The 18,875-nt window shown below is 57.6% G+C and carries 14 protein-coding genes and 2 pseudogenes; 6 read left to right on the forward strand and 10 right to left on the reverse strand.

The window, feature by feature from the left end; all coding sequences use genetic code 11:
• Window positions 1-34: 34 nt before the first annotated feature.
• On the forward strand, window positions 35-871 hold the full coding sequence (locus tag ACZ1HE_RS01530) for a DMT family transporter (RefSeq protein WP_472624313.1): 837 nt from the start codon (window positions 35-37) through the stop codon (window positions 869-871).
• Here ACZ1HE_RS01530 and ACZ1HE_RS01535 read toward each other — a convergent pair.
• A complete protein-coding gene (locus ACZ1HE_RS01535; protein WP_472619261.1) occupies window positions 830-2,812 on the reverse strand; it encodes a lytic transglycosylase domain-containing protein in 1,983 nt (660 codons plus the stop codon). The two genes, ACZ1HE_RS01530 and ACZ1HE_RS01535, sit on opposite strands and share 42 nt — an antisense overlap.
• 134 nt (window positions 2,813-2,946) lie before the next feature.
• Between ACZ1HE_RS01535 and dapA the strand changes: the two genes are divergently transcribed.
• Complete coding sequence (gene dapA / locus ACZ1HE_RS01540) at window positions 2,947-3,819, forward strand: 4-hydroxy-tetrahydrodipicolinate synthase (RefSeq protein WP_472619262.1); 873 nt, start codon at window positions 2,947-2,949, stop codon at window positions 3,817-3,819.
• A gap of 222 nt (window positions 3,820-4,041) precedes the next feature.
• Window positions 4,042-5,124: an MBL fold metallo-hydrolase gene (locus tag ACZ1HE_RS01545; protein WP_472619263.1), complete on the forward strand. Its 1,083-nt coding sequence runs from the start codon at window positions 4,042-4,044 to the stop codon at window positions 5,122-5,124.
• A 326-nt stretch (window positions 5,125-5,450) separates the two neighbouring features.
• Here ACZ1HE_RS01545 and ACZ1HE_RS01550 read toward each other — a convergent pair whose 3' ends face one another.
• The 6 genes and pseudogenes from ACZ1HE_RS01550 to pdxR form a co-directional block, all read right to left on the reverse strand.
• Window positions 5,451-6,323 carry a dimethyl sulfoxide reductase anchor subunit family protein gene (locus ACZ1HE_RS01550; RefSeq protein ID WP_472619264.1) on the reverse strand — a complete coding sequence of 291 codons (873 nt, stop codon included), beginning with the start codon at window positions 6,321-6,323 and terminating at the stop codon, window positions 5,451-5,453.
• On the reverse strand, window positions 6,323-7,087 hold the full coding sequence (locus ACZ1HE_RS01555; protein ID WP_472619265.1) for a 4Fe-4S dicluster domain-containing protein: 765 nt from the start codon (window positions 7,085-7,087) through the stop codon (window positions 6,323-6,325). Before ACZ1HE_RS01555 ends, ACZ1HE_RS01550 begins: the two co-directional genes overlap by 1 nt.
• Window positions 7,087-9,910, reverse strand: a pseudogene (locus ACZ1HE_RS01560) (molybdopterin oxidoreductase family protein). Before ACZ1HE_RS01560 ends, ACZ1HE_RS01555 begins: the two are co-directional and overlap by 1 nt.
• A gap of 87 nt (window positions 9,911-9,997) precedes the next feature.
• Window positions 9,998-11,008 (reverse strand): phosphate acetyltransferase, encoded by a 1,011-nt coding sequence (gene pta, locus ACZ1HE_RS01565; protein WP_472619266.1) that lies wholly within the window; start codon window positions 11,006-11,008, stop codon window positions 9,998-10,000.
• A gap of 22 nt (window positions 11,009-11,030) precedes the next feature.
• Window positions 11,031-12,806: a sulfoacetaldehyde acetyltransferase gene (xsc, locus tag ACZ1HE_RS01570; RefSeq protein WP_472619267.1), complete on the reverse strand. Its 1,776-nt coding sequence runs from the start codon at window positions 12,804-12,806 to the stop codon at window positions 11,031-11,033.
• 131 nt (window positions 12,807-12,937) lie between these two features.
• On the reverse strand, window positions 12,938-14,398 hold the full coding sequence (gene pdxR / locus ACZ1HE_RS01575; protein WP_472619268.1) for a MocR-like pyridoxine biosynthesis transcription factor PdxR: 1,461 nt from the start codon (window positions 14,396-14,398) through the stop codon (window positions 12,938-12,940).
• A 255-nt stretch (window positions 14,399-14,653) separates the two neighbouring features.
• On the opposite strand from pdxR, the gene ACZ1HE_RS01580 reads away from it, so the two are divergent.
• Window positions 14,654-14,962 (forward strand): ArsR/SmtB family transcription factor, encoded by a 309-nt coding sequence (locus tag ACZ1HE_RS01580; RefSeq protein WP_472619269.1) that lies wholly within the window; start codon window positions 14,654-14,656, stop codon window positions 14,960-14,962.
• A pseudogene (locus ACZ1HE_RS01585) lies at window positions 14,955-15,984 on the forward strand (permease). Before ACZ1HE_RS01580 ends, ACZ1HE_RS01585 begins: the two are co-directional and overlap by 8 nt.
• Window positions 15,985-16,033: 49 nt before the next feature.
• Here ACZ1HE_RS01585 and ACZ1HE_RS01590 read toward each other — a convergent pair.
• On the reverse strand, window positions 16,034-16,417 hold the full coding sequence (locus ACZ1HE_RS01590; RefSeq protein ID WP_472619270.1) for a hypothetical protein: 384 nt from the start codon (window positions 16,415-16,417) through the stop codon (window positions 16,034-16,036).
• A gap of 128 nt (window positions 16,418-16,545) precedes the next feature.
• Here ACZ1HE_RS01590 and ACZ1HE_RS01595 point away from each other — a divergent pair, with 128 nt between their 5' ends.
• Entirely contained in the window at window positions 16,546-17,052 is a 507-nt protein-coding gene (locus ACZ1HE_RS01595; RefSeq protein ID WP_472619271.1) for a hypothetical protein, read from the forward strand.
• Window positions 17,053-17,120: 68 nt separating this feature from the next.
• Here the strand turns inward: ACZ1HE_RS01595 and ACZ1HE_RS01600 are convergent, their stop codons facing one another.
• Together ACZ1HE_RS01600 and ACZ1HE_RS01605 are read right to left on the reverse strand one after the other, a co-directional pair.
• The gene (locus ACZ1HE_RS01600) at window positions 17,121-17,774 is read right to left on the reverse strand and encodes a ribonuclease T2 family protein (protein WP_472619272.1); all 654 of its coding nucleotides are present in this window, start codon (window positions 17,772-17,774) and stop codon (window positions 17,121-17,123) included.
• A 127-nt stretch (window positions 17,775-17,901) separates the two neighbouring features.
• Window positions 17,902-18,780: a DMT family transporter gene (locus ACZ1HE_RS01605; RefSeq protein ID WP_472619273.1), complete on the reverse strand. Its 879-nt coding sequence runs from the start codon at window positions 18,778-18,780 to the stop codon at window positions 17,902-17,904.
• Between the last annotated feature and the right edge of the window lie 95 nt (window positions 18,781-18,875).

Genomic DNA, 18,875 nt, shown 5'->3' on the forward strand with positions numbered 1-18,875 from the left:
GCAAAAGAACAACATTCCTGCGGGCATTGCCCTGATGCTAGGCGCGACCGTGGTCTTTGCTCTGCAGGACGGCATCTCGCGCCATCTGGCGGGTACCTACAACACCTACATGGTGGTAATGATCCGCTATTGGTTCTTTGCCGCCTTTGTTGTGGCTCTGGCCGCCCGCGCACCCGGTGGCATGCGCGGGGCCGCCCGAACCGACCAGCTGCTGTTGCAGATATTTCGCGGCGTTCTCTTGGCGGGTGAAATTTGCGTAGCGGTCTATGGCTTCACTATCCTTGGCTTGATCGAAAGCCAGGCCGTGTTCATTTGCTATCCGCTGCTTGTTGCGGCCCTCAGCGGGCCTGTGTTGGGCGAAAAAGTGGGGTGGCGCCGGTGGGCCGCGATCGGGGTTGGCTGCGTCGGTGTGCTGATCATCCTGCAACCCGGGATGGGTGTGTTCAATCCGGCGGCGATCATCCCGTTGATCTCTGCATTGATGTTCGCTCTTTATGGCCTGCTCACGCGGTATGCCGCGCGCAGAGATAGCACCGCGACATCGTTCTTCTGGACCGGCATTGCGGGCGCCGTGATCATGACTGCGATTGGCATGTGGTTCTGGGAACCGATGCAGCCTGCCGATTGGGGCTGGATGGCGCTGCTGTGCATCTCGGGCGTGTCAGGGCACTGGTTGTTGATCAAATGCTATGAAATGGCCGAGGCGAGCGCAGTGCAGCCCTTTGCCTATTTCCATCTGCTGTGGGCAGCGATGTTGGGCATTGCGATTTTTGGCGAGACCTTGCGCGATGCCGTTGTCATCGGCACCGCGCTGATCGTGGGTGCGGGCCTATTCACTCTCTGGCGCGAACGCGCGCAAAGTCGATCCTGACAGCTCTTTCGAGAACGGAATGGGAAGGGGGTCCTTGCCTAACCGGGCGCGATAAACTGGCAGGCTTTCGGTCACGCGCATGACATAGTTACGGGTCTCGTTGAAAGGGATGTGCTCGATCCAGTCGATCATGTCCGGCGTTCCGGTGCGCGGATCGCCAAAACGCTCCATCCAGGAAATCGGGCGGCGCGGACCGGCGTTGTAACCTGCCGACATCATCACGACATTGCCAACAAAGTCGCCCGCGAGCCCCGCAAGATAGTTGGCGCCGAGGGTGGCGTTGTATTCCCAATCGCGCGTCAGCCGGTCGGTTTTGTGGCCACCGAGCAAGCCCAGATCGGTCGCCACCAGCTTGGCTGTGGCTGGCATCACCTGCATCAATCCACGCGCGCCTGCACCGCTGATGACAACGGGATCGAACTCACTTTCACGCCGTGCGATAGCAAGGGTCATTTCCTCAGCCATGGGCAGTTCTTTGCTGGCAACCGGGTGCAACGGGTAATAGGCGGCTGGAATTACCAGCCCAGTGCGTGCCGTGCGTTTGGCGATCATGACGGCCAAATGGGGTTGGCCCATGTCGATTACCATATCGCCTAGTTGGGCTGCCTGTTCCGGTGGCAGATCTTCGACCAGATGGGTCAGGAACCGCTCAGCCAGGTTCTTCTCGCCTGCACTTAGCAGCAGAAGCGATGCCTCCAACACACTGGACTTCATGAACGGAGCTTCGCGCCACGGCGGGTTCTTGGGTGGATTGACTAGATCAGGGTCAAACTCGCGCCCGATCTGTTCGGCGGCCAATAGCCCGTAGAACGATGTCTGGTGTTTTGCACCATCCGCAAAGGCAGCCTGCGCCTTGTCGATGTCACCCAACTCGGCATAGGCGCGCCCGCGCCAAAAACCACCGCGCCCTTTTGAGATGGGCGAGGCGACAGCGGCATCGAAGTTTTCGAAATGCTTGGCAGCTGTCGCTGGATCGCCCAACTTTCGCAAGGCAATGAAGCCTGCCAGCCATTCCAGATCGGCATAAGCATAGCCCATTTCGGGCGTCATGTGGTGGCGCGCGGCAACGCGGTACGCCCGCTGGTTGTTGCCCTGTCGCATTTCCAACCGGGCCAGCCTGCGTCGGCGTGGGCCCCATTTGTCAGGCTCGCCCAAAGCCTCGGGGCTGGTCGAGCGTTCCAGCATCAAATCAACGGCGCTTTCGTCCAGTTCCTTGCGGTCGCGCCAGACAAAGCGTTGATAGGCTAATCCGGGCGAGTCCATCAGCGATTTGGGAATCGCTGTGATCTTGCTGTCTACGCCGGGCGCCATTTCGAACAAGGCGATCCGCGCCTCGGCCAAATTGCGCTGCCCCTCGCTAACCAGCGGCAACATGCGCTTTGAGCTGATCATGTGTTCGTCCCAGATCAACCGATCCAGCCGTGCCGCGTGATGCGGTTGAAGCAGCTTGCCGAAGTTTTCCAGATAGTCCTTTTGCAAACCGCTTCCCATCGGCATGGTGCGCCAGGCTTTGACCAGTTCTGCCTCGGCATCGCCTCGCTGCCCCTTGGCCATCAGGGCGGCGGCATAGTTCAACGCGCCTTCGGCAGTTTGCGGAGGAACCTGCGCATAGAATTTCAGCGCCCGGTCTGGGTCGGCGTTGGTAAAGGATGGCTCGCTTTTGCGGCGCAGGAAATCCAAACCCGGCCAATCCGGCCGCCGTTCCAGAAACACCAGCACATCGCCGGAGGTGCCGAAACCTTTTCTCAGCCAATGCCAGACAATGATGTCGCGTGGAACAGATCCACGCCCGCCAGACACGCGCAGCGCTTCGTTCCAGTTTCCGGCCCGCATTTCCTTGAGGCCAAGCTTCAAATCATCAGCTGGGCCCGCCGATGCAGAGCTCAGCATCGCAGTGCCAAGCAAGATTAGGGCCATAACAGCGGCCAGAACGCGCGTCATCACTTGCATTTCCCGATCAACCAAGGCTAGAGCCTTTTACGTTAAGCCGTGTTCGGCCGGGATCAACACACAATCCCGAAAGAATGCAAGTATCGGCGGGCCACTGCCCGCATCACCAACCAGGGAGCATCCCAATGTTCACAGGCTCTATGCCAGCCCTCGTCACCCCGTTCCTCAATGGTGAGTTGGACCTGGATAAGCTCAAACACCTGGTGGAATGGCAGATCAGCGAAGGTTCAACCGGCCTTGTGCCCGTGGGTACCACCGGCGAAAGCCCGACACTCAGCCACGACGAACACGAAGCAGTTATTGCCGAAGTGGTCAAAGCCGCGGCTGGCCGCGTGCCGGTTATCGCTGGTGCCGGGTCGAACAATACAGTCGAGACGATTCGCTTTGTCGAGTTTGCGGCCCGCGTTGGTGCGGACGCAGCCCTGGTCGTAACGCCCTATTACAACAAGCCGACACAGCGGGGCATGGTGGCGCATTTCACCGCAGCACATGACTGCGCGGACATCCCGATCATCATCTACAACATCCCTGGTCGTTCGATTGTCGACATGACACCCGACACCATGGGTGAGCTGGCCAAGCTGCCGCGCATCGTGGGCGTCAAGGATGCCACTGGCGACATCGCTCGCGTCAGCCAACAACGCGCGTCGTGCGGCGCGGACTTCTGCCAACTCTCGGGCGAGGACGCGACTGCTCTTGGTTTCAATGCTCATGGCGGCGTTGGCTGTATCTCGGTCACTGCAAACGTGGCCCCGAAACTCTGTGCCGAGTTCCAGCAGGCGACACTGGCGGGCGACTATGCCAAGGCGCTGGAGTATCAGGACAAGCTGATGCCGCTGCACGAAGCGATCTTTATCGAACCCGGTCTGGTCGGCGCGAAATACGGCCTGTCGAAACTGGGCCTATGCAGTGAAGAGGTTCGCTCGCCACTGACCGGATTGGAAGACAGCACCAAAGCCGCCATCGACGCGGCCATGGCCCACGCTGGATTGATCTGATTTTCCAAAGTCGGGCAGCCGTCGAAAAGGGCGGTGCTAAAGTGGGCAAACCGCTGACCAAGAGGGTTGCTAATCACGCGCTTGCGGGTGCGCGATCAGCAACACCTCAATGACCGGTTTGAGCCCAATCTGCGAGATGGCGACTTCGTCTAAATCCGACCGCTTTCTGTGGACCGCTCTAACGAGTTCGATACTGTGGCTGGGGTGTAAGGAGAATGCGCCATGTCAACTCGCCTCAAAGTCATGACCACATTCATCGCGGTCATTGCCGTTCTGGCGGTGGGCTACAAGCTGGCCCAGCCGAAGATTGCGTCCTACCTGATGCACCGCACGACGATGAAGAATGCAGGATTCGATCGCACAACGGTATTGCCAGACGGGATACATGTTTTCATTTGCGGTGCCGGCTCTCCCATGCCGGACCCGAAACGCTCAGGACCCTGCACAGGGATCGTTGCGGGTAAAAAGGTTTTCGTCGTTGACACCGGCGGCGGCAGCATCGGCAATCTCGGCCGCATGGGATTTCCCCTTGGGAGGGTAGATGCGGCGTTACTAACACATTTGCATTCGGATCACGTTGATGGTTTGGGTGAGTTTCTTTTGCAAAGTTGGATCAATGGCAGTCGCAAGACGCCCACCCCTGTCATGGGCCCCGTCGGTACGAAAACAGTTGTCGAGGGCTTCAACGCTGCCTATCGGCTCGACAGCACCTATCGCACAGCCCATCACGGAACAGAAATCGCGGACCCGCAAGGGTTCGGTGGCGAGGCGCGCGAGTTCTCTGTCGGCGCTATCGCCGAAACAATCCTGGAAGAAGGTGATCTGAAAATCACGGCCGTCGCGGTACATCATAACCCCGTTGAGCCAGCGGTTGGCTATCGTTTCGACTACAAGGATCGCTCCGTCACTTTGTCGGGCGATACGATCTATCACCCGGGCCTTGTTGCCGTCGCCAAAGGGACCGACCTTCTAGTCCACGAAGCCTTGAACATTGAAATGGTCGAGATCCTTCGCGGTGCGCTTGAAAACAAAGGCTTCGATAACCTGGCAAAGGTCATGTTCGACATTCAGGACTATCACGCAACACCGGTTGATGCCGCCCGAGCGGCAAATGACGCGGAGGTAGATGCCTTATTGCTAAATCACATAGTGCCGCCACTGCCTTCGAGGATGCTATATCCATTGTTTTTGCAAGGGACCGAGAATGAGTTTGATGGCACCATAACGATTGCTGAGGACGGCCAGATCTTCAGCCTACCGTCGGATAGTGACGAGATCATCCACTCGAAAGGGTTTGGTTTCTAGTCGAAATGAGTTTCGATCAGAGACCTCGCATTCAGCTTCTCCTACTTTCCGCAGTTCTAAACGCCTTGCCCCTTTGTAGAACCAAATGGAGTACTCAAAACAGTGAGCCAGCCAGAAGGGAGTGCACATTCGACCGGCCGGTTTGTCCAGGAAGCGGGCGTTCATGCGGAACAATCGCGCTGCGCTGTGGCTAACGGCAGGTTTGTCCGCACATTCGCCTTTTGAAATGACAGCGCCCTCGCAGAAATCTGCGAGGGTGCTTGTATCTTGGGGACTGCTGCTTTCTTTGTGTGAAGCTAGGGGAACTTGCCCCGACCCCCAGCAGTTTATCGTTTGCCGTAGTAAAGGCCGACCACGTGTTCGGCCTGGGCAAAGAACAGCCAACGCGATGTGGCGATCCCGGCCAAGTGCGAGAGCACTGCGATCAACGCGCCAAAGTGGTGCGGTGAGATCAGCAGGATCAGGATCGGCAGGACAAAGGCCAGCACGAAGGAGATCACTCGCAGTTTGGCAGCGTGCTTGCGACCCACCACATGTACGAACTCGCGCAGCAGATAGTTGGTACCGGTGTGCGGCGGTTCAAACGCGCGCACTTTACCACGCGAGCCCAGACCTGTCGCGGTGCCCATGTTGGTGCCCGAGTTGGCAAAGGCTACGTCGCCTTGTTTCCAATAGGCCAGCTGAACCAGCGCGGCGATGGCAAGCAGAACCAAGGCTGCGTTGACCTGACCGGCCAGCAGTGCACCGCCTGCGAGGCTGAAGGAAATGAACATCGCTGGGGTCAGCTTCATGTTCCAGCGCGGGATGGTTTTCAACTGGGTGTAGATCATCGACGTGGTGAATACGGTCAGGAAACTGAACAGTGCGCCGATCAGACCCAGGGCGGTGTATGTCTCGCCCAAGAACACCAGACCGGCCCCATAGGGCGCCATCACCAGCAGGGCGATAACTGCGCACCAGCCTTCGCGGCTGAGCCAGCTGGTTTTCCACTGGGTGAACGCCTTCATCGCGCGCTCGGGGTGGCCCAGGTGAAAGGTCGACGCCATCAACCCGCCAACGGCCAACGCATAGGCGATGGCAAAGAAGACGAACGCAACCCAACCGGTCACGTCGGGGTAACCCAAGCCGAGGAACAGCAGCAGGCCAAAGCCCAAACCGGACAGGGTGGTGAATACGATAACTGAAGGTGCGGGATGCATCAGGCGTTACCTCCGGGGAGTTTGTCGAGGGCTTTGTCCAGCCAACCCATGAAGCCTTGGGGCTCTTCGGCCACGGGGGCTAACAGGGGGGCAAGGATGTCGATTTGTTCTTCTATTGTGTCCTTAGGACGGGGTGGCAGGTATTTGTTGACGGGTTTGGTGCCCATTTCGGGCATCAGGTCCATACCGCCACGCTCTTCGACCAGCTTGGACACGTCGCTGTTGGGATCACCCAGATCACCAAAGTGACGGGCACCGGCGGGACAAGTCCGTACGCAGGACGGGACGCGATCAACCTCTTCAAGGTTTTCGTTGTAGATCCGGTCAACACACAGGGTGCATTTCTTCATCACGCCCTCGGTCGCGTCCAACTCGCGCGCACCATAGGGGCACGACCACGCACAGAGGCCACAACCGATGCAGTCGCTTTCGTTGACTAGGACGATACCGTCCTCAACCCGCTTGTAGCTGGCCCCAGTGGGGCAGACGGTGACACAGGGCGCGTCCTCGCAGTGCAAGCAGGACTTGGGGAAGTGGATCAGCTGCGCGTGGCCCTGTTCAGGCTGGACTTCAAAGCTGTGGACACGGTTCAGGAAGGTGCCCGACGGGTTGGAGCCATAAGCATCCTGATCCGACAGTGGCGCACCGTAGTTTTCGGTGTTCCAACCTTTGCACGAGATCACGCAAGCGTGGCAACCGACACAGGTATCCAGGTCGATCACCAGACCCATTTTGCGGTCAGTGGATTGGGGGAGTTGGGTCATTATTTGCCTACCTTCCACGCCAGGTTCTTGGGACCGGTTCCCACCGGTGATTTGATCGGTTCAAAGACCGGCTGACTTTCTGCCAGATCCTCGGGTGCGCCTGCTTTCTCGATTTTGACCTTCAGGTCGAACCATGCGGCCTGACCGGTTACGGGATCCGAGTTTGCCCAACGCATGCCGTCGCCCTTGGCGGGTAGCAGTTCGTGGATTAGGTGGTTGAGCAGGAAACCTTTGGTTGCCTCGGGTGCGTCTTCTTCCAGCGCCCAGGCGCCTTTGCGTTTGCCGATGGCGTTCCAGGTCCAGACAGTGTTGTCGTTCAGCGCGGCCATCTCCATCACCGGTACGGTGATCTCACCATGGGGCGAGGAGACTTTGGCCCAATCGCCGTCCTGCAGGCCGTTTTCGCGCATCAGCTTGGTTGGAACGTACAGAGGGTTGCGACCATGCAGCTGACGCAGCCAGGCGTTCTGGGTGCCCCACGAGTGATACATCGCCATCGGACGCTGTGTCAGCGCATTGACGGTGAAACCCTCGTTACCCTGCTGATCGGTCTCATACCAGATCGGCATCGGGTCCAGCTTTTCCTTGATCCGTTCGCGCAGGTGATCCGGGGGTTGACGGTCGCCATGACCTTCGGCGGCCAGCTGGAATTTGCGCATCGGCTCGGAGTAAAGCTGGAACAGATAGGGCTGCGGGCTGTCATAGATACCCATGTCCACGGCCCAGTTCTGGTAGGATGTGTTCCACGGTTTGTAGTAATCCGCACCATCCGGGATGTGGGCCACGTAAAAGCCGCCGTTCTCGATGTAACGATCCAGCTGCTCGGGGTTCACTTCGCCCCGGCCTTCTTTGTCGCCGTTTTCACCACGGAAACCCGCCAGCGGGCCAATACCCGGCTTGCGTTCGTGGTTGACGATATAGTCGGCATAGTCCTGCCATTTGGCGCTGCCGTCTTCATGGGTGAAACCGGGCAGTTTCATCTTGTTGGCCAGCTGCACCAGGGCGGTCTGGAAACCGCGCACATCGCGGTCGGGCTCGATCACCGGCCAGCGAATGGCATCCGCAGCCGCATCAGCCTCACAGATCGGGCGATCCAGCAGCGAGATACAGTCGTGACGTTCCAGATAGGTGGTGTCGGGCAAGATCAGGTCGGCATAGGCCACCATTTCCGAGCTGTAGGCGTCGGAATAGATGATGCGCGGGATCACGTATTCGCCGCTCTCATCCTTGTCGGTAAGCATCTCCATGACACCTTTGGTGTTCATGGAGGAGTTCCACGACATGTTGGCCATATACATGAACAGCGTATCGATCTTGTACGGGTCACCCGCATGCGCGTTCGAGATCACCATATGCATCAGCCCGTGGCTGGACATCGGGTTCTCCCAGGTGAACGCCTTGTCGATCCGGGCCGGGCTGCCGTCTTCTTTGAGCGCCAAGTTTTCCGGGCCACGCACAAAGCCTAGGTGCGGGCCGTCCAGCGGCGCATCGGGGGTCACTTTAGAGTGCGGGGCAGGGTGCGCCTCGACCGGCTTCGGGTAAGGTGGCTTGAAACGGAAACCACCGGGAACTTCGACGGTTCCCAGTGATGATCTGCAGCACGTGCAGGGCTCGGCAGGTCTGGAAGCCGTTGGCGTGGGCTGACACACCGCGCATCGAGTGCATCGACACCGGGCGACCGATCATCTTGGTGTGTTTTTCGCCGCGGAAGTCGGTCCATTCTTTATCGAGCTCGAACGCTTCGTCAAAGGCGACGCGCGCCAATTCACCCGCGATGGCGCGGATGCGTTCGGCGGGGATGCCGCAACGCTCGGCCACAGCTTCGGGCGCGTATTCGTCGGACAGGTAACGCTCGACCATGCCGTGGAATACAGGGCGGTGGGTGACACCGTCTTTTTCATACGTGGCAGACAGATCTGGGCGGACGCCCGGCTTGTCAAACGCGGTCAACTCGCCGGTGTTACGGTCGATGACCAGCGGCTTGCCGTCTTCGTCGCGCAGGAACAGGCCCTTGGTCGCGCCTTCGGTGGCGTCGATCAGAACCGGCGCATTGGTATAGCGGCTGAGGTAGTCCAGGTCGATCTTGCCGGCCTTCATCAGCACGTGGATCATCGACAGGATGAACAGGCCATCGGTGCCGGGTGTGATGCCGACCCAATCGTCGGCCACAGCATTATAGCCTGAGCGGATCGGGTTGACGCCAATCACACGCGCGCCCCGCGCCTTGATCTTACCCAGACCGATCTTGATGGGGTTGCTGTCATGGTCTTCAGCGACGCCAAACAGCATGAACAGCTTGGTGTGGTCCCAGTCGGGCTGGCCGAACTCCCAGAATGCGCCGCCCATGGTGTAGATGCCGCCCGCAGCCATGTTGACCGAGCAGAAACCACCGTGTGCCGCATAGTTGGGCGTACCAAAGTTCTGTGCCCAGAAGCTGGTGAACGACTGCGACTGGTCACGACCGGTGAAGAACGCCAGTTTCTCGGGGTTTTCGTGACGGATCGGCTCCAACCAGCCCGCCGCGATGTCCAGTGCCTCGTCCCAGCTGATCTCTTCGAACTCGCCCGAACCACGTGGCCCAACGCGTTTCATCGGCGCTTTGAGGCGCGATGGGGCGTTGACCTGCATGATCCCGGCGGACCCTTTGGCGCACAAAACGCCCTTGTTCACGGGGTGATCACGGTTGCCCTCGATATAGGCGACCTTGCCGTCCTTCATGTGCACGTTGATGCCGCATCGGCACGCACACATGTAGCAGGTGGTCTGCCGGATCTCGTCCGAGACCTTGGGCGAAGTGTTGAGGATCGGCTGCTGATGAGTCATTGGCGGGTCCTGTCCTTTATTTCGGGAGAAACGTGCACGTTTCTTTCCGAATTGAAAACACTGTTCCGAAAAACAGCGGTGTGTTCGTTATTTTGTCCCTGCGGCTTGCAGGATGGTAACCGCAATAATTTGGGTCACGTCATCGGCGCTGCAGCCACGGGACAGGTCGTTTGCGGGTTGGGCAAGGCCCTGCATCACCGGACCGATGGCGGAATAGCCACCAATCCGCTGAGTGATCTTGTAGCTGATGTTGCCCGCGTCGAGGTTGGGGAAGATCATGACGTTGGCTTGACCAGCCACATCCGAGCCGGGCGACTTGCGCTCACCAACGGACGGGACAAAAGCGGCGTCAAACTGCAGCTCACCGTCGACCTGAAGGTCCGGCGCGTCGGCACGCAGGGTCTCGGTCGCTTCGATCACCTTGTTCACTACGGGATGCTTGGCGCTGCCTTTGGTCGAGAACGACAACATCGCAATCTTGGGCTCGGTACGCAGCAGAGCTCGGGCCGAGCTGGCCGACGCGGTGGCGATCTTGGCCAGTTCTGCGGCGCTTGGGTCAATGACCAATCCGCAGTCGGAATAAAGCATGGCGCGCGCGCCGGGTTGTGCGTTTTCGGGCGGATACATCAGGAAAAAGGATGAAATCATCCCCGCGTTCGGCGCCATGCCGATGATCTGAATGGCGGTGCGAACCACGTCACCGGTGGTGTGAACAGCGCCGCCTACGGTCCCGGTGGCACGACCCGTGCGCACCAGCATAGCGGCATAAGCGAGTTGTGTTTCGGCAGTGGCGCGCGCTTTGACAAGGTCTACACCTTTGTGCTTGCGGAGTTCGTAATAGAGATTTGCGAACTCTTCGGTCAATTCCGAGGTCGCGGGGTCGTGGATTGCAACGCCATCAGATGCGGAGGCCCCTTCGGCCTGCAACGCAGCTTCGACTTCGGCTTGCGGTCCAACAAGAATAACATCGGCCAGATCGGCCTTGTGGGCTGCCAAAGCCCCGGCAACGATGCGGGGATCTTGGCCTTCGCTTAGAGCAATTACAGGGCGGGCTGCCGGGGCGCTTTCACGCAACAACTCGATAGGTGTCTTGGTCATGCGTCCCGGTCCCTGTCCTGAATTATACTTGCTGCTGCTGCATGTCGGCTGCGTTGATGCCAGCAACTTCGACCGGCTTCTTCATCGCGTCGCGACGGAAGGGGTCACCCAGTTCCTGGTTGATCATCGCTTCGATCAGGGTGGTGATACCGTTTTTCTGATCTTCGATGGCCTGAGCCAGAGCAGCTGTCAGTTCGTCCTGGGTGCGCGCGATGACGCCTTTCAGGCCGCATGCGTTGGCGATGCCAGCATACGAAACGCCTTCGTCCAGCTCGGTGCCGACAAAGTTGTCGTCGAACCACAGTGTGGAGTTACGCTTTTCAGCGCCCCACTGGTAGTTGCGGAACACGATCTGAGTGATCGCAGGCCAGTCGCCACGGCCGATCGCTGTCAGTTCGTTGACAGAGATACCGAATGCGCCGTCACCAGCGAAACCAACAACCGGTACGTTGGGCTGACCGATTTTCGCACCAACAATCGACGGCAGACCATAGCCACAGGGGCCGAACAGGCCGGGCGCCAGGTACTTGCGGCTTTCGTTGAACGAAGGATAGGCGTTGCCGATGGCGCAGTTGTTGCCGATGTCGGACGAGATGATCGCTTCGACGGGCAGAGCTGCTTGGATCGCGCGCCATGCCATGCGGGGCGACATCCAGTCAGGCTTGGCTGCACGTGCACGCACGTTCCAGTCGGTGCCGGGATCGTCCTGCTCTTCGTTCATCGAAGTCAGTTCCTGAGCCCACGACGATTTGGTGGTGGCGATCAGGTTCTTACGCTCGGCGCGACCTGCGTCACCCGCGTCATCGGCCAGCTTGGCCGAGATCGAGGATGCAACTTTGGCTGCGTCGCCAACGATACCTACGGTAACCTTCTTGGTCAGGCCGATGCGGTCAGGGTTGATGTCGACCTGGATGATCTTGGCGTCTGTGGGCCAGTAATCAATGCCGTAGCCGGGTAGGGTCGAGAACGGGTTCAGACGTGTGCCCAAGCACAGAACAACGTCTGCTTTGGCGATCAGTTCCATACCGGCTTTCGAGCCGTTGTAACCCAGAGGACCTGCGTACAGCGGGTGGTTGCCCGGGAACGCGTCGTTGTGCTGGTAACCAACGCAAACAGGTGCGTCCAGAGCTTCGGCCAGAACGCGCGATGCTTCGATGCCACCTTTGGACAGGATTGCGCCTGCGCCGTTCAGGATGACCGGGAATTTGGCCGACGACAGCAGGTCAGCTGCGTTCTGTACAGCACCCTCACCACCCTGGGGCAGTTCGAAATCAACGATGACGGGCAGGTCGATGTCGATCACTTGGGTCCAGAAGTCGCGCGGGATGTTGATCTGAGCCGGAGCGGAGGCGCGCTTGGCTTGCATGATCACGCGGTTCAGGGTCTCGGCGATACGCGAAGGATCACGGACTTCTTCCTGGTAGGCAACACAGTCAGCGAACAGGTTCATCTGTTCCATTTCCTGGAAGCCACCCTGACCGATGGTTTTGTTTGCGGCCTGGGGGGTCACCAGCAGAACCGGTGTGTGGTTCCAGTAGGCGGTTTTCACGGCGGTCACAAAGTTGGTGATGCCGGGGCCGTTCTGCGCGATCATCATCGACATTTTGCCGGTGGCGCGGGTGTAACCGTCTGCCATCATACCGCCGGATGTTTCGTGGGCACAGTCCCAGAATTTGATGCCGGCATCAGGGAAGATGTCCGAGATCGGCATCATAGCGGAACCAATGATGCCAAACGCGTTGTCGATGCCGTGCATCTGCAGCGTTTTGACGAAGGCTTCTTCGGTGGTCATTTTCATGAGAGTGCACTCCAAGAAATAGATTATCGTTGACCGGCACGAGCGCACCGGCGGTTTGGAACTGGTTTAGGCGTAAGCAGAGGCTGCGAGTTAGGGCCAAAAACCTGAACCGCTTAGGTCCAGATGACCCCTCAATTGCGGTTGATGGACTGAGCCAAGATTTCGATTCCCGGCTCGATCCGATTGACCGGAATAGAGGAATAACCGAGTCGGAAATAGTTCTTGGGCTTTTCGGGGCCTGAAAAGAACGGTTCACCCGGTTCGATATGAACGCTCTGAGCACGCAGTTTTTCTGCCAGAACTGTTGTATCCACGCCTTTTGGTGCTCGCATCCACAACGAAGACCCGCCATAGGCACCGCGCCCTGCGATGGTCAACCCGTGCTCGGCGATCGCCGATTCTATTGCTTTTCGACGCTCGAGCAGGGCGGCAGAAACTCGTCGGATCTGTGCATCGTAATGGCCGAGTGAGAGGAAGTAGGCGGCTGTGCGCTGGATATGCCCAGGTGGGTGCCTTAGGACCAGTGATCTGAGTGCGCGCGCCTCGCGAATGAATGCCTCAGATCCCACCATGTAGCCCAACCTCAGGCCCGGAAACAGAGACTTGGAAAAGCTGCCGACGTAAATGACTCGCCCGTCGCGATCCAGCGACTTTAATGCGGGTGATGGCGCGGCCAGAAAGGCCATTTCAAACTCATAATCATCCTCGACGATCATGGCGTCGATCTCGCGAGCCCGTTGCAGCAAATCATGCCGACGGTTTAGCGGCATGGTAGCCGTTGTCGGGCTCTGGTGGCTGGGCGTAGTAAAAATTACATCGGTGTCGTGGGGAATTGCGTCAGGCGGCAAACCGTCCACATCAACCCGCAATGGGGCAACTTGACAGCGTGCCTGCAAGAGCAACTCGCGCAAAGCATAATAACAAGGGTCTTCGATCGCGGCCTTACGACGACGATTAAGCAGAACCCGCGCCGCCAGCCAAAGTGCGTTTTGTGCCCCGAGTGTGATCAAGATCTCTTCGGGTTTGGCAGTAATACCGCGCCGGGGCAGAGTGTGGCGGGCGATGAACTCAATCAACAATGGGTCGTCTTGGTCAACATAGTCGGCCGTGAGAGAGGCAAAGTCTTTCTGGCCCAACGCCCGAACCGCACATAAACGCCAATTCGCGTGGTCAAACAGCGTGGGGTCAGCCTGCCCATAGATGAAGGGAAAACGATAATCACGCCAGTCGCTAGGTTTGTGTAGCGTGTCGCCACCGGTAAACCGACGCGCAATTGCCCGGTTCCAATCGACAGTCTCTTCGGCACGTTGCAGCGGGGTATAGCTGGGTGGTACGGGCGCATTATCCGATACGTAGTATCCAGACCGGCCTCGGGATGTCAGATAGTCATTCGCCAACAACTCGGTATAAGCCAGCGTCACCGTAATCCGGCTGATCCCCAGGTGTGAGGCCAATTTGCGCGAAGAGGGGAGTTTTTCACCCACATGAAAGCGTCCCGATAGGATGCCTTCAGCAATCATCTGCTGGATCTGCGCCTGTAGAGTGCCCTGCGCGTCAGGTTTGAGAAAGAATGTGTCGACTGAGATGCCCATTGCGGCACCATAGTGTGGACTTAAGTGGCGTGCAATCTGGACTTACATATAAAGCCAAAATTCGATTCACACCTCGTGTGAAGGTGTTCGATATCGATACTTGTGGGCTCAATTTTTGGGAAAGCAAGCATAAATATTAAACATAACAAGAACTTGGTACGAGACGGGCTTCATGCACGCTCGACAAAGAAACATGTTGCAGCCCTCGAATAAACCATATAACTAGAAAACTAGTTTAATAGAGGAATGTGGAAAATGTGGGAATCAGTTGCTGCAGGATTTTCTGCGATGGGATCTGAATCGCGATTGAAGGTTCTCAAGGTTCTGGTCCGAGCAGGCGAATCGGGGCTGACAGTTGGTGAAATCCAGGAGCGGACAGAGATCGCACCATCGACCCTGGCCCATCATCTCAAGTTTCTTGCCGGAGGTGGCGTGGTGGTCCAGGAAAAGACCGGCCGCAGCACAATCAACCGAGCGGATTTCGATCAATTGCGCGTTTTGGCGGACTTCATCCTTGGTGAATGCTGTGCCGACGCGCCCAAGAGGGCTGCAAACGATGGCTGATCTTACGCAAAACCCGGGACGCAGCGCGTCCCTGCTCAAAATGCTGAAAACCCCCTGGGCAGTGATTGTTGTCGCCCTGTTGGGTGTCGCAGTGATGGATCCCGACAATCTGCAAGATGTCGTCGAGTTCGCGATCAAAGCACTGGCTCACACTGGGCAGTACATCCTGTTTGCCGTGCTGCTGCTTGCCTATCTAAAAGCAACCGGAGCCGAGGTCATGGTGGCGCGCGCCTTTGTCGGACGCGAAACAAGGATGATCTTTCTGGCAGCAATGTTCGGCGGTCTGGCGCCCTTCTGCTCATGCGAGGTGATCCCGTTTATCGCGCGGCCTTCTGGCTTTGGGCGCGCCTTTGTCGGCCGTCATGGCCTTCTGGCTTAGCTCTCCTCTCATTGATCCCCCGACCTTGCTGATCACCGCAGGTGCGCTTGGCTGGCCATTTGCCATTGGCAAGGCTGTGGCGGCGGTTGCATTGGGTTTGTTCGGTGGTTTTGTCATTAAGGGGCTGATGTCACGCGGTGCCTTTGCGCAACCTCTGCGTCAATACAAGCCGTCCGGATGCTGTGGCAGCGGACCGAAAGAACAGGACAAGCCGGTCTGGAATTTCTGGACCGAGCCTGCGCGTCGTACCGTATTCAAGTCCGAGTTTGCTGCGAACGCGATTTTCCTCTTCAAGTGGTTGGCGATGGCCTATGTGCTCGAGGCGCTGCTGGTCTTCTACGTCCCTGCCGATCTGATCGCGCAACTTGTGGGCGGCGAAGGTGTCGTGTCGATCGCAACAGCTGCTTTGGTGGGAATGCCTGCCTACCTCAACTCCTACGTCGCGCCGCCACTGCTGGCAGGGCTGATGGAACAGGGTATGAGCGCAGGTGCCGCGATGGCCTTTATGGTGGCGGGCGCCGTCAGCTCGATCCCTGCGATGGCGGCGGTCTGGTCATTGGTGAAACCGCGGGTCTTTGCGATGTATCTGGGCCTGGGTATCAGCGGCGCTATCATGGCCGGGATACTGTTTCAGATGATCTGATCCAGTAGAGATATTAAAACAATGGCCGGGCGCTCTTGCCCGGCCCTTTTTACATGCAATGGCGTGGCAGCTTTATCCGGTATCGCGGCTCACCAGAGGAAACAAAAACCCGCTTTTCGATGCACGCTGTCGTGCCGACTGTCTGCGCGACCGGCCCTTCAGTTGAGGTGATGGAAGTCGCGGAGCCATCCGGTAAGCGTACCGAAACAATGATACCGTTTCGAACGTCGCCGTTTACGGGCGTTGCAGACAGTACAGGGACGGTCAAAAAGGCTTCGTGCTCATGAGTTTCATCGCCGGTCATCAGCAGCAGGCCAGCCAGTATCCCAATCAGAGCGAAAACACCCAAGATCGCGATCCCACGGGTTTGCAAGAAGGCGTAAACCGACACGGCGCGATGGGGCCCAAGTAATTTAGACAGAATATTCAGCATGCTGCTTGGTACGCAGAGTACTGCTTGGCCGCAAGAGACTTGTGAATTGCGCTTGGTTCCCGGAGCGAATGCTATACACATTGAATAAAGATCAAAATAATGTTGCAGCAGACCTTTGGAGGGAAGTCATGACGAAACTGGCAGCCATCAGCCTTGCCGCCGCTTTAGCGGTTGGTTCAAGTTTTGCATCCGCACAAGAACTGATTGACAAAGGTTTCGTTCACGGTTGGAACTTGATGGTCGATCCCCAATTTGGTGATGGGTGTCTGATCCAAACCGTGTACGAAGACTTGTCCGTGGTTCGCTTGGGTTACGACATGGTTGGCGGCCGCGGCTATCTGACCATCTTTAACAAGACTTGGGGAGACATAGAGAACGGGAAGCAATACCCGGTGACCTTTGATTTGGATGGCGAGAAATTCGACGCGATCGCAACTGGCATCAGGGAAGGAAAGATCTCGGCGGCGATCCTGTACTTCACGGACCGAAATTTCGTTAATGCAATCGCGCGTCGCCAGGTGATGACAGTATTTGGCCAGGACGGCCAAGAGGTTATGGCGATTGATCTGACCGGGTCATCAAAGGCGTTGGACTATGCTCGTCAATGTCAGGAGGAAATGACAGGGGGCGGTTGATTCCGACCCGCTTAATCTTGAGTGGGTCGAGTGAACGTAGACTGGTCAGTTTGTGCATGTGCCGGATGCTATCTGATGGGTGTGAAAACTGCTCCCTCTAGTGTGCAATCACGGATCACGTCGCGACCGCAAGGCACCGGTTCCAATTCCTTTGACAAACAGATGCGTGCTTCTTCGATGTATCCGTCACGACAGGTGATTGTCAGCATGTCGGGCTCCAGCTTGGGGTTGGCCTTCAAAAAAGCCTCTTCTACCACTTTGGCAGGTAGTTTGACGCTGCGATCGAGTTTGCGAAACACGTCCGGCCTGACGATCTGATCATAGGCCTGCCGGGACAAATCGTAGTAGGCCGAAGCGCTCAAACCTGAACAGGTGCCGTGCTTCTTCCATTGATGCCAGGCTAGGCCAGCACTGCCTTGGATGTCCTGCATTTCACGGGTCATTCTGCGCGACGGCGGAGCTTCGGAAGTCCGGCAATAGGCGGGCCAACCGCGGTGAAATTGTGGCCACAGGCCATGCAATATCCAACCATAGTCGTGCCGAGCATCACATTGTTCAGACCCACGAGAATCTCCGGTCGTCGCACACCAGTTTGGGGACCAACTGAGTGACAGAACATAATAGTCAAATTCACCGGCTTTTTCTCCGTCCGCATTGGTTGCTGAAGCCAATGAGGTCACCAAGCCGAATAACAAAATCGGAAGGACGTAAATCACACGCATGGATTGGAGCCTTGTACTCATTAGGTTGCAAAATATCATCAATGGGTTCGCACAGTGTTTGCCAGAGCATTGGACCGGATAATGAACGAAAGGCTTTCGTCCGAAAAGCAGGAAGACGCTTTTGAGATCATGCAGTTTTGGGTGCCGGTTGGCGTGAAAGTTGAACCGCAAGAATGCCCAACGTGGTGATTAGAACACCAATCCCATCAAGCATACCCAGGCTTTCACCCAGCAATGCGGCAGCAACTGCTACTCCGAAAGCGGGGTTCAGAAAGTGAAACGTCGAAGCTCGGATGGCGCCTATGCGGTTCATCAGCAAGAACCAAATCAGGGTGGCAGCAAGGCCAGGGACCAAAGTAGTATAGGCGAAGGCCAGCAAAAACGGTGTCGTAGGATTGATGTAGATAGATTCAAAAACAGGTGCGGCAACGAACAAAACAGCTGACCCAACCAGCATCTGAAGCCCCACCACCATCATAAAATTCCCACCCGAGGTTGCGCCTCGGACAGACAGCGTTGCGAACGTAAGTGCCAGTGCTCCCAGCCCGCAAAGTAGCAGGCCAAACAGGTCGACGCCGCTGGAAATTCGCGCTCCCATGATGACAGCAACACCACCGAAACCCATGAGCAGGCCGATCAGACCCAGAGGCTTTAGTCGTTCACCAAAGATCAGCAGATTGGCCAGTGCCACCATGAGTGGCATGGTTGAGGCAATGATGGCTGCAACCGAGGCTTCGATCGTTTGCATCGCATAAAAATTCAAACCTAAGTACAGCGCATTCTGGCAAACACCAAACATGATTGTTGCGAACAATTGGGGGCGTGTCAGGCGCCAGCTTTGGCCCATGGCGCGTGCAATAATCACCCCCAGTAGTCCAGAGATCAGAAACCGGAGTGCAAGCGAGAACAGCGGGGAGGCGTCGGCAACGATGATCCGAGCCGAAGTAAAGGCGGATGACCACATTAAGGCGAAGGTCAGCCCCATAATAATGGCACGCATGTCCATGATGCTGTCTCTCCCTTTCGCAGCGGATGGACAGTTCATGATTTGGGGAATGCACGCAAGCCAATTGGTATGTGTTGATACAAATCGAGCATCGC

It is taken from the genome of Falsiruegeria sp. JB4-1, assembly GCF_055693495.1.

What these genes read in the sequence shown, in the direction of transcription:
- ACZ1HE_RS01530 (WP_472624313.1), top strand. Translation starts at nt 35, where the DNA reads ATGCTAGGCGCGACCGTGGTCTTTGCTCTGCAGGACGGCATCTCGCGC.
- ACZ1HE_RS01535 (WP_472619261.1), bottom strand. Translation starts at nt 2,812, where the DNA reads ATGACGCGCGTTCTGGCCGCTGTTATGGCCCTAATCTTGCTTGGCACT.
- dapA (WP_472619262.1), top strand. Translation starts at nt 2,947, where the DNA reads ATGTTCACAGGCTCTATGCCAGCCCTCGTCACCCCGTTCCTCAATGGT.
- ACZ1HE_RS01545 (WP_472619263.1), top strand. Translation starts at nt 4,042, where the DNA reads ATGTCAACTCGCCTCAAAGTCATGACCACATTCATCGCGGTCATTGCC.
- ACZ1HE_RS01550 (WP_472619264.1), bottom strand. Translation starts at nt 6,323, where the DNA reads ATGCATCCCGCACCTTCAGTTATCGTATTCACCACCCTGTCCGGTTTG.
- ACZ1HE_RS01555 (WP_472619265.1), bottom strand. Translation starts at nt 7,087, where the DNA reads ATGACCCAACTCCCCCAATCCACTGACCGCAAAATGGGTCTGGTGATC.
- pta (WP_472619266.1), bottom strand. Translation starts at nt 11,008, where the DNA reads ATGACCAAGACACCTATCGAGTTGTTGCGTGAAAGCGCCCCGGCAGCC.
- xsc (WP_472619267.1), bottom strand. Translation starts at nt 12,806, where the DNA reads ATGAAAATGACCACCGAAGAAGCCTTCGTCAAAACGCTGCAGATGCAC.
- pdxR (WP_472619268.1), bottom strand. Translation starts at nt 14,398, where the DNA reads ATGGGCATCTCAGTCGACACATTCTTTCTCAAACCTGACGCGCAGGGC.
- ACZ1HE_RS01580 (WP_472619269.1), top strand. Translation starts at nt 14,654, where the DNA reads ATGTGGGAATCAGTTGCTGCAGGATTTTCTGCGATGGGATCTGAATCG.
- ACZ1HE_RS01590 (WP_472619270.1), bottom strand. Translation starts at nt 16,417, where the DNA reads ATGCTGAATATTCTGTCTAAATTACTTGGGCCCCATCGCGCCGTGTCG.
- ACZ1HE_RS01595 (WP_472619271.1), top strand. Translation starts at nt 16,546, where the DNA reads ATGACGAAACTGGCAGCCATCAGCCTTGCCGCCGCTTTAGCGGTTGGT.
- ACZ1HE_RS01600 (WP_472619272.1), bottom strand. Translation starts at nt 17,774, where the DNA reads ATGCGTGTGATTTACGTCCTTCCGATTTTGTTATTCGGCTTGGTGACC.
- ACZ1HE_RS01605 (WP_472619273.1), bottom strand. Translation starts at nt 18,780, where the DNA reads ATGGACATGCGTGCCATTATTATGGGGCTGACCTTCGCCTTAATGTGG.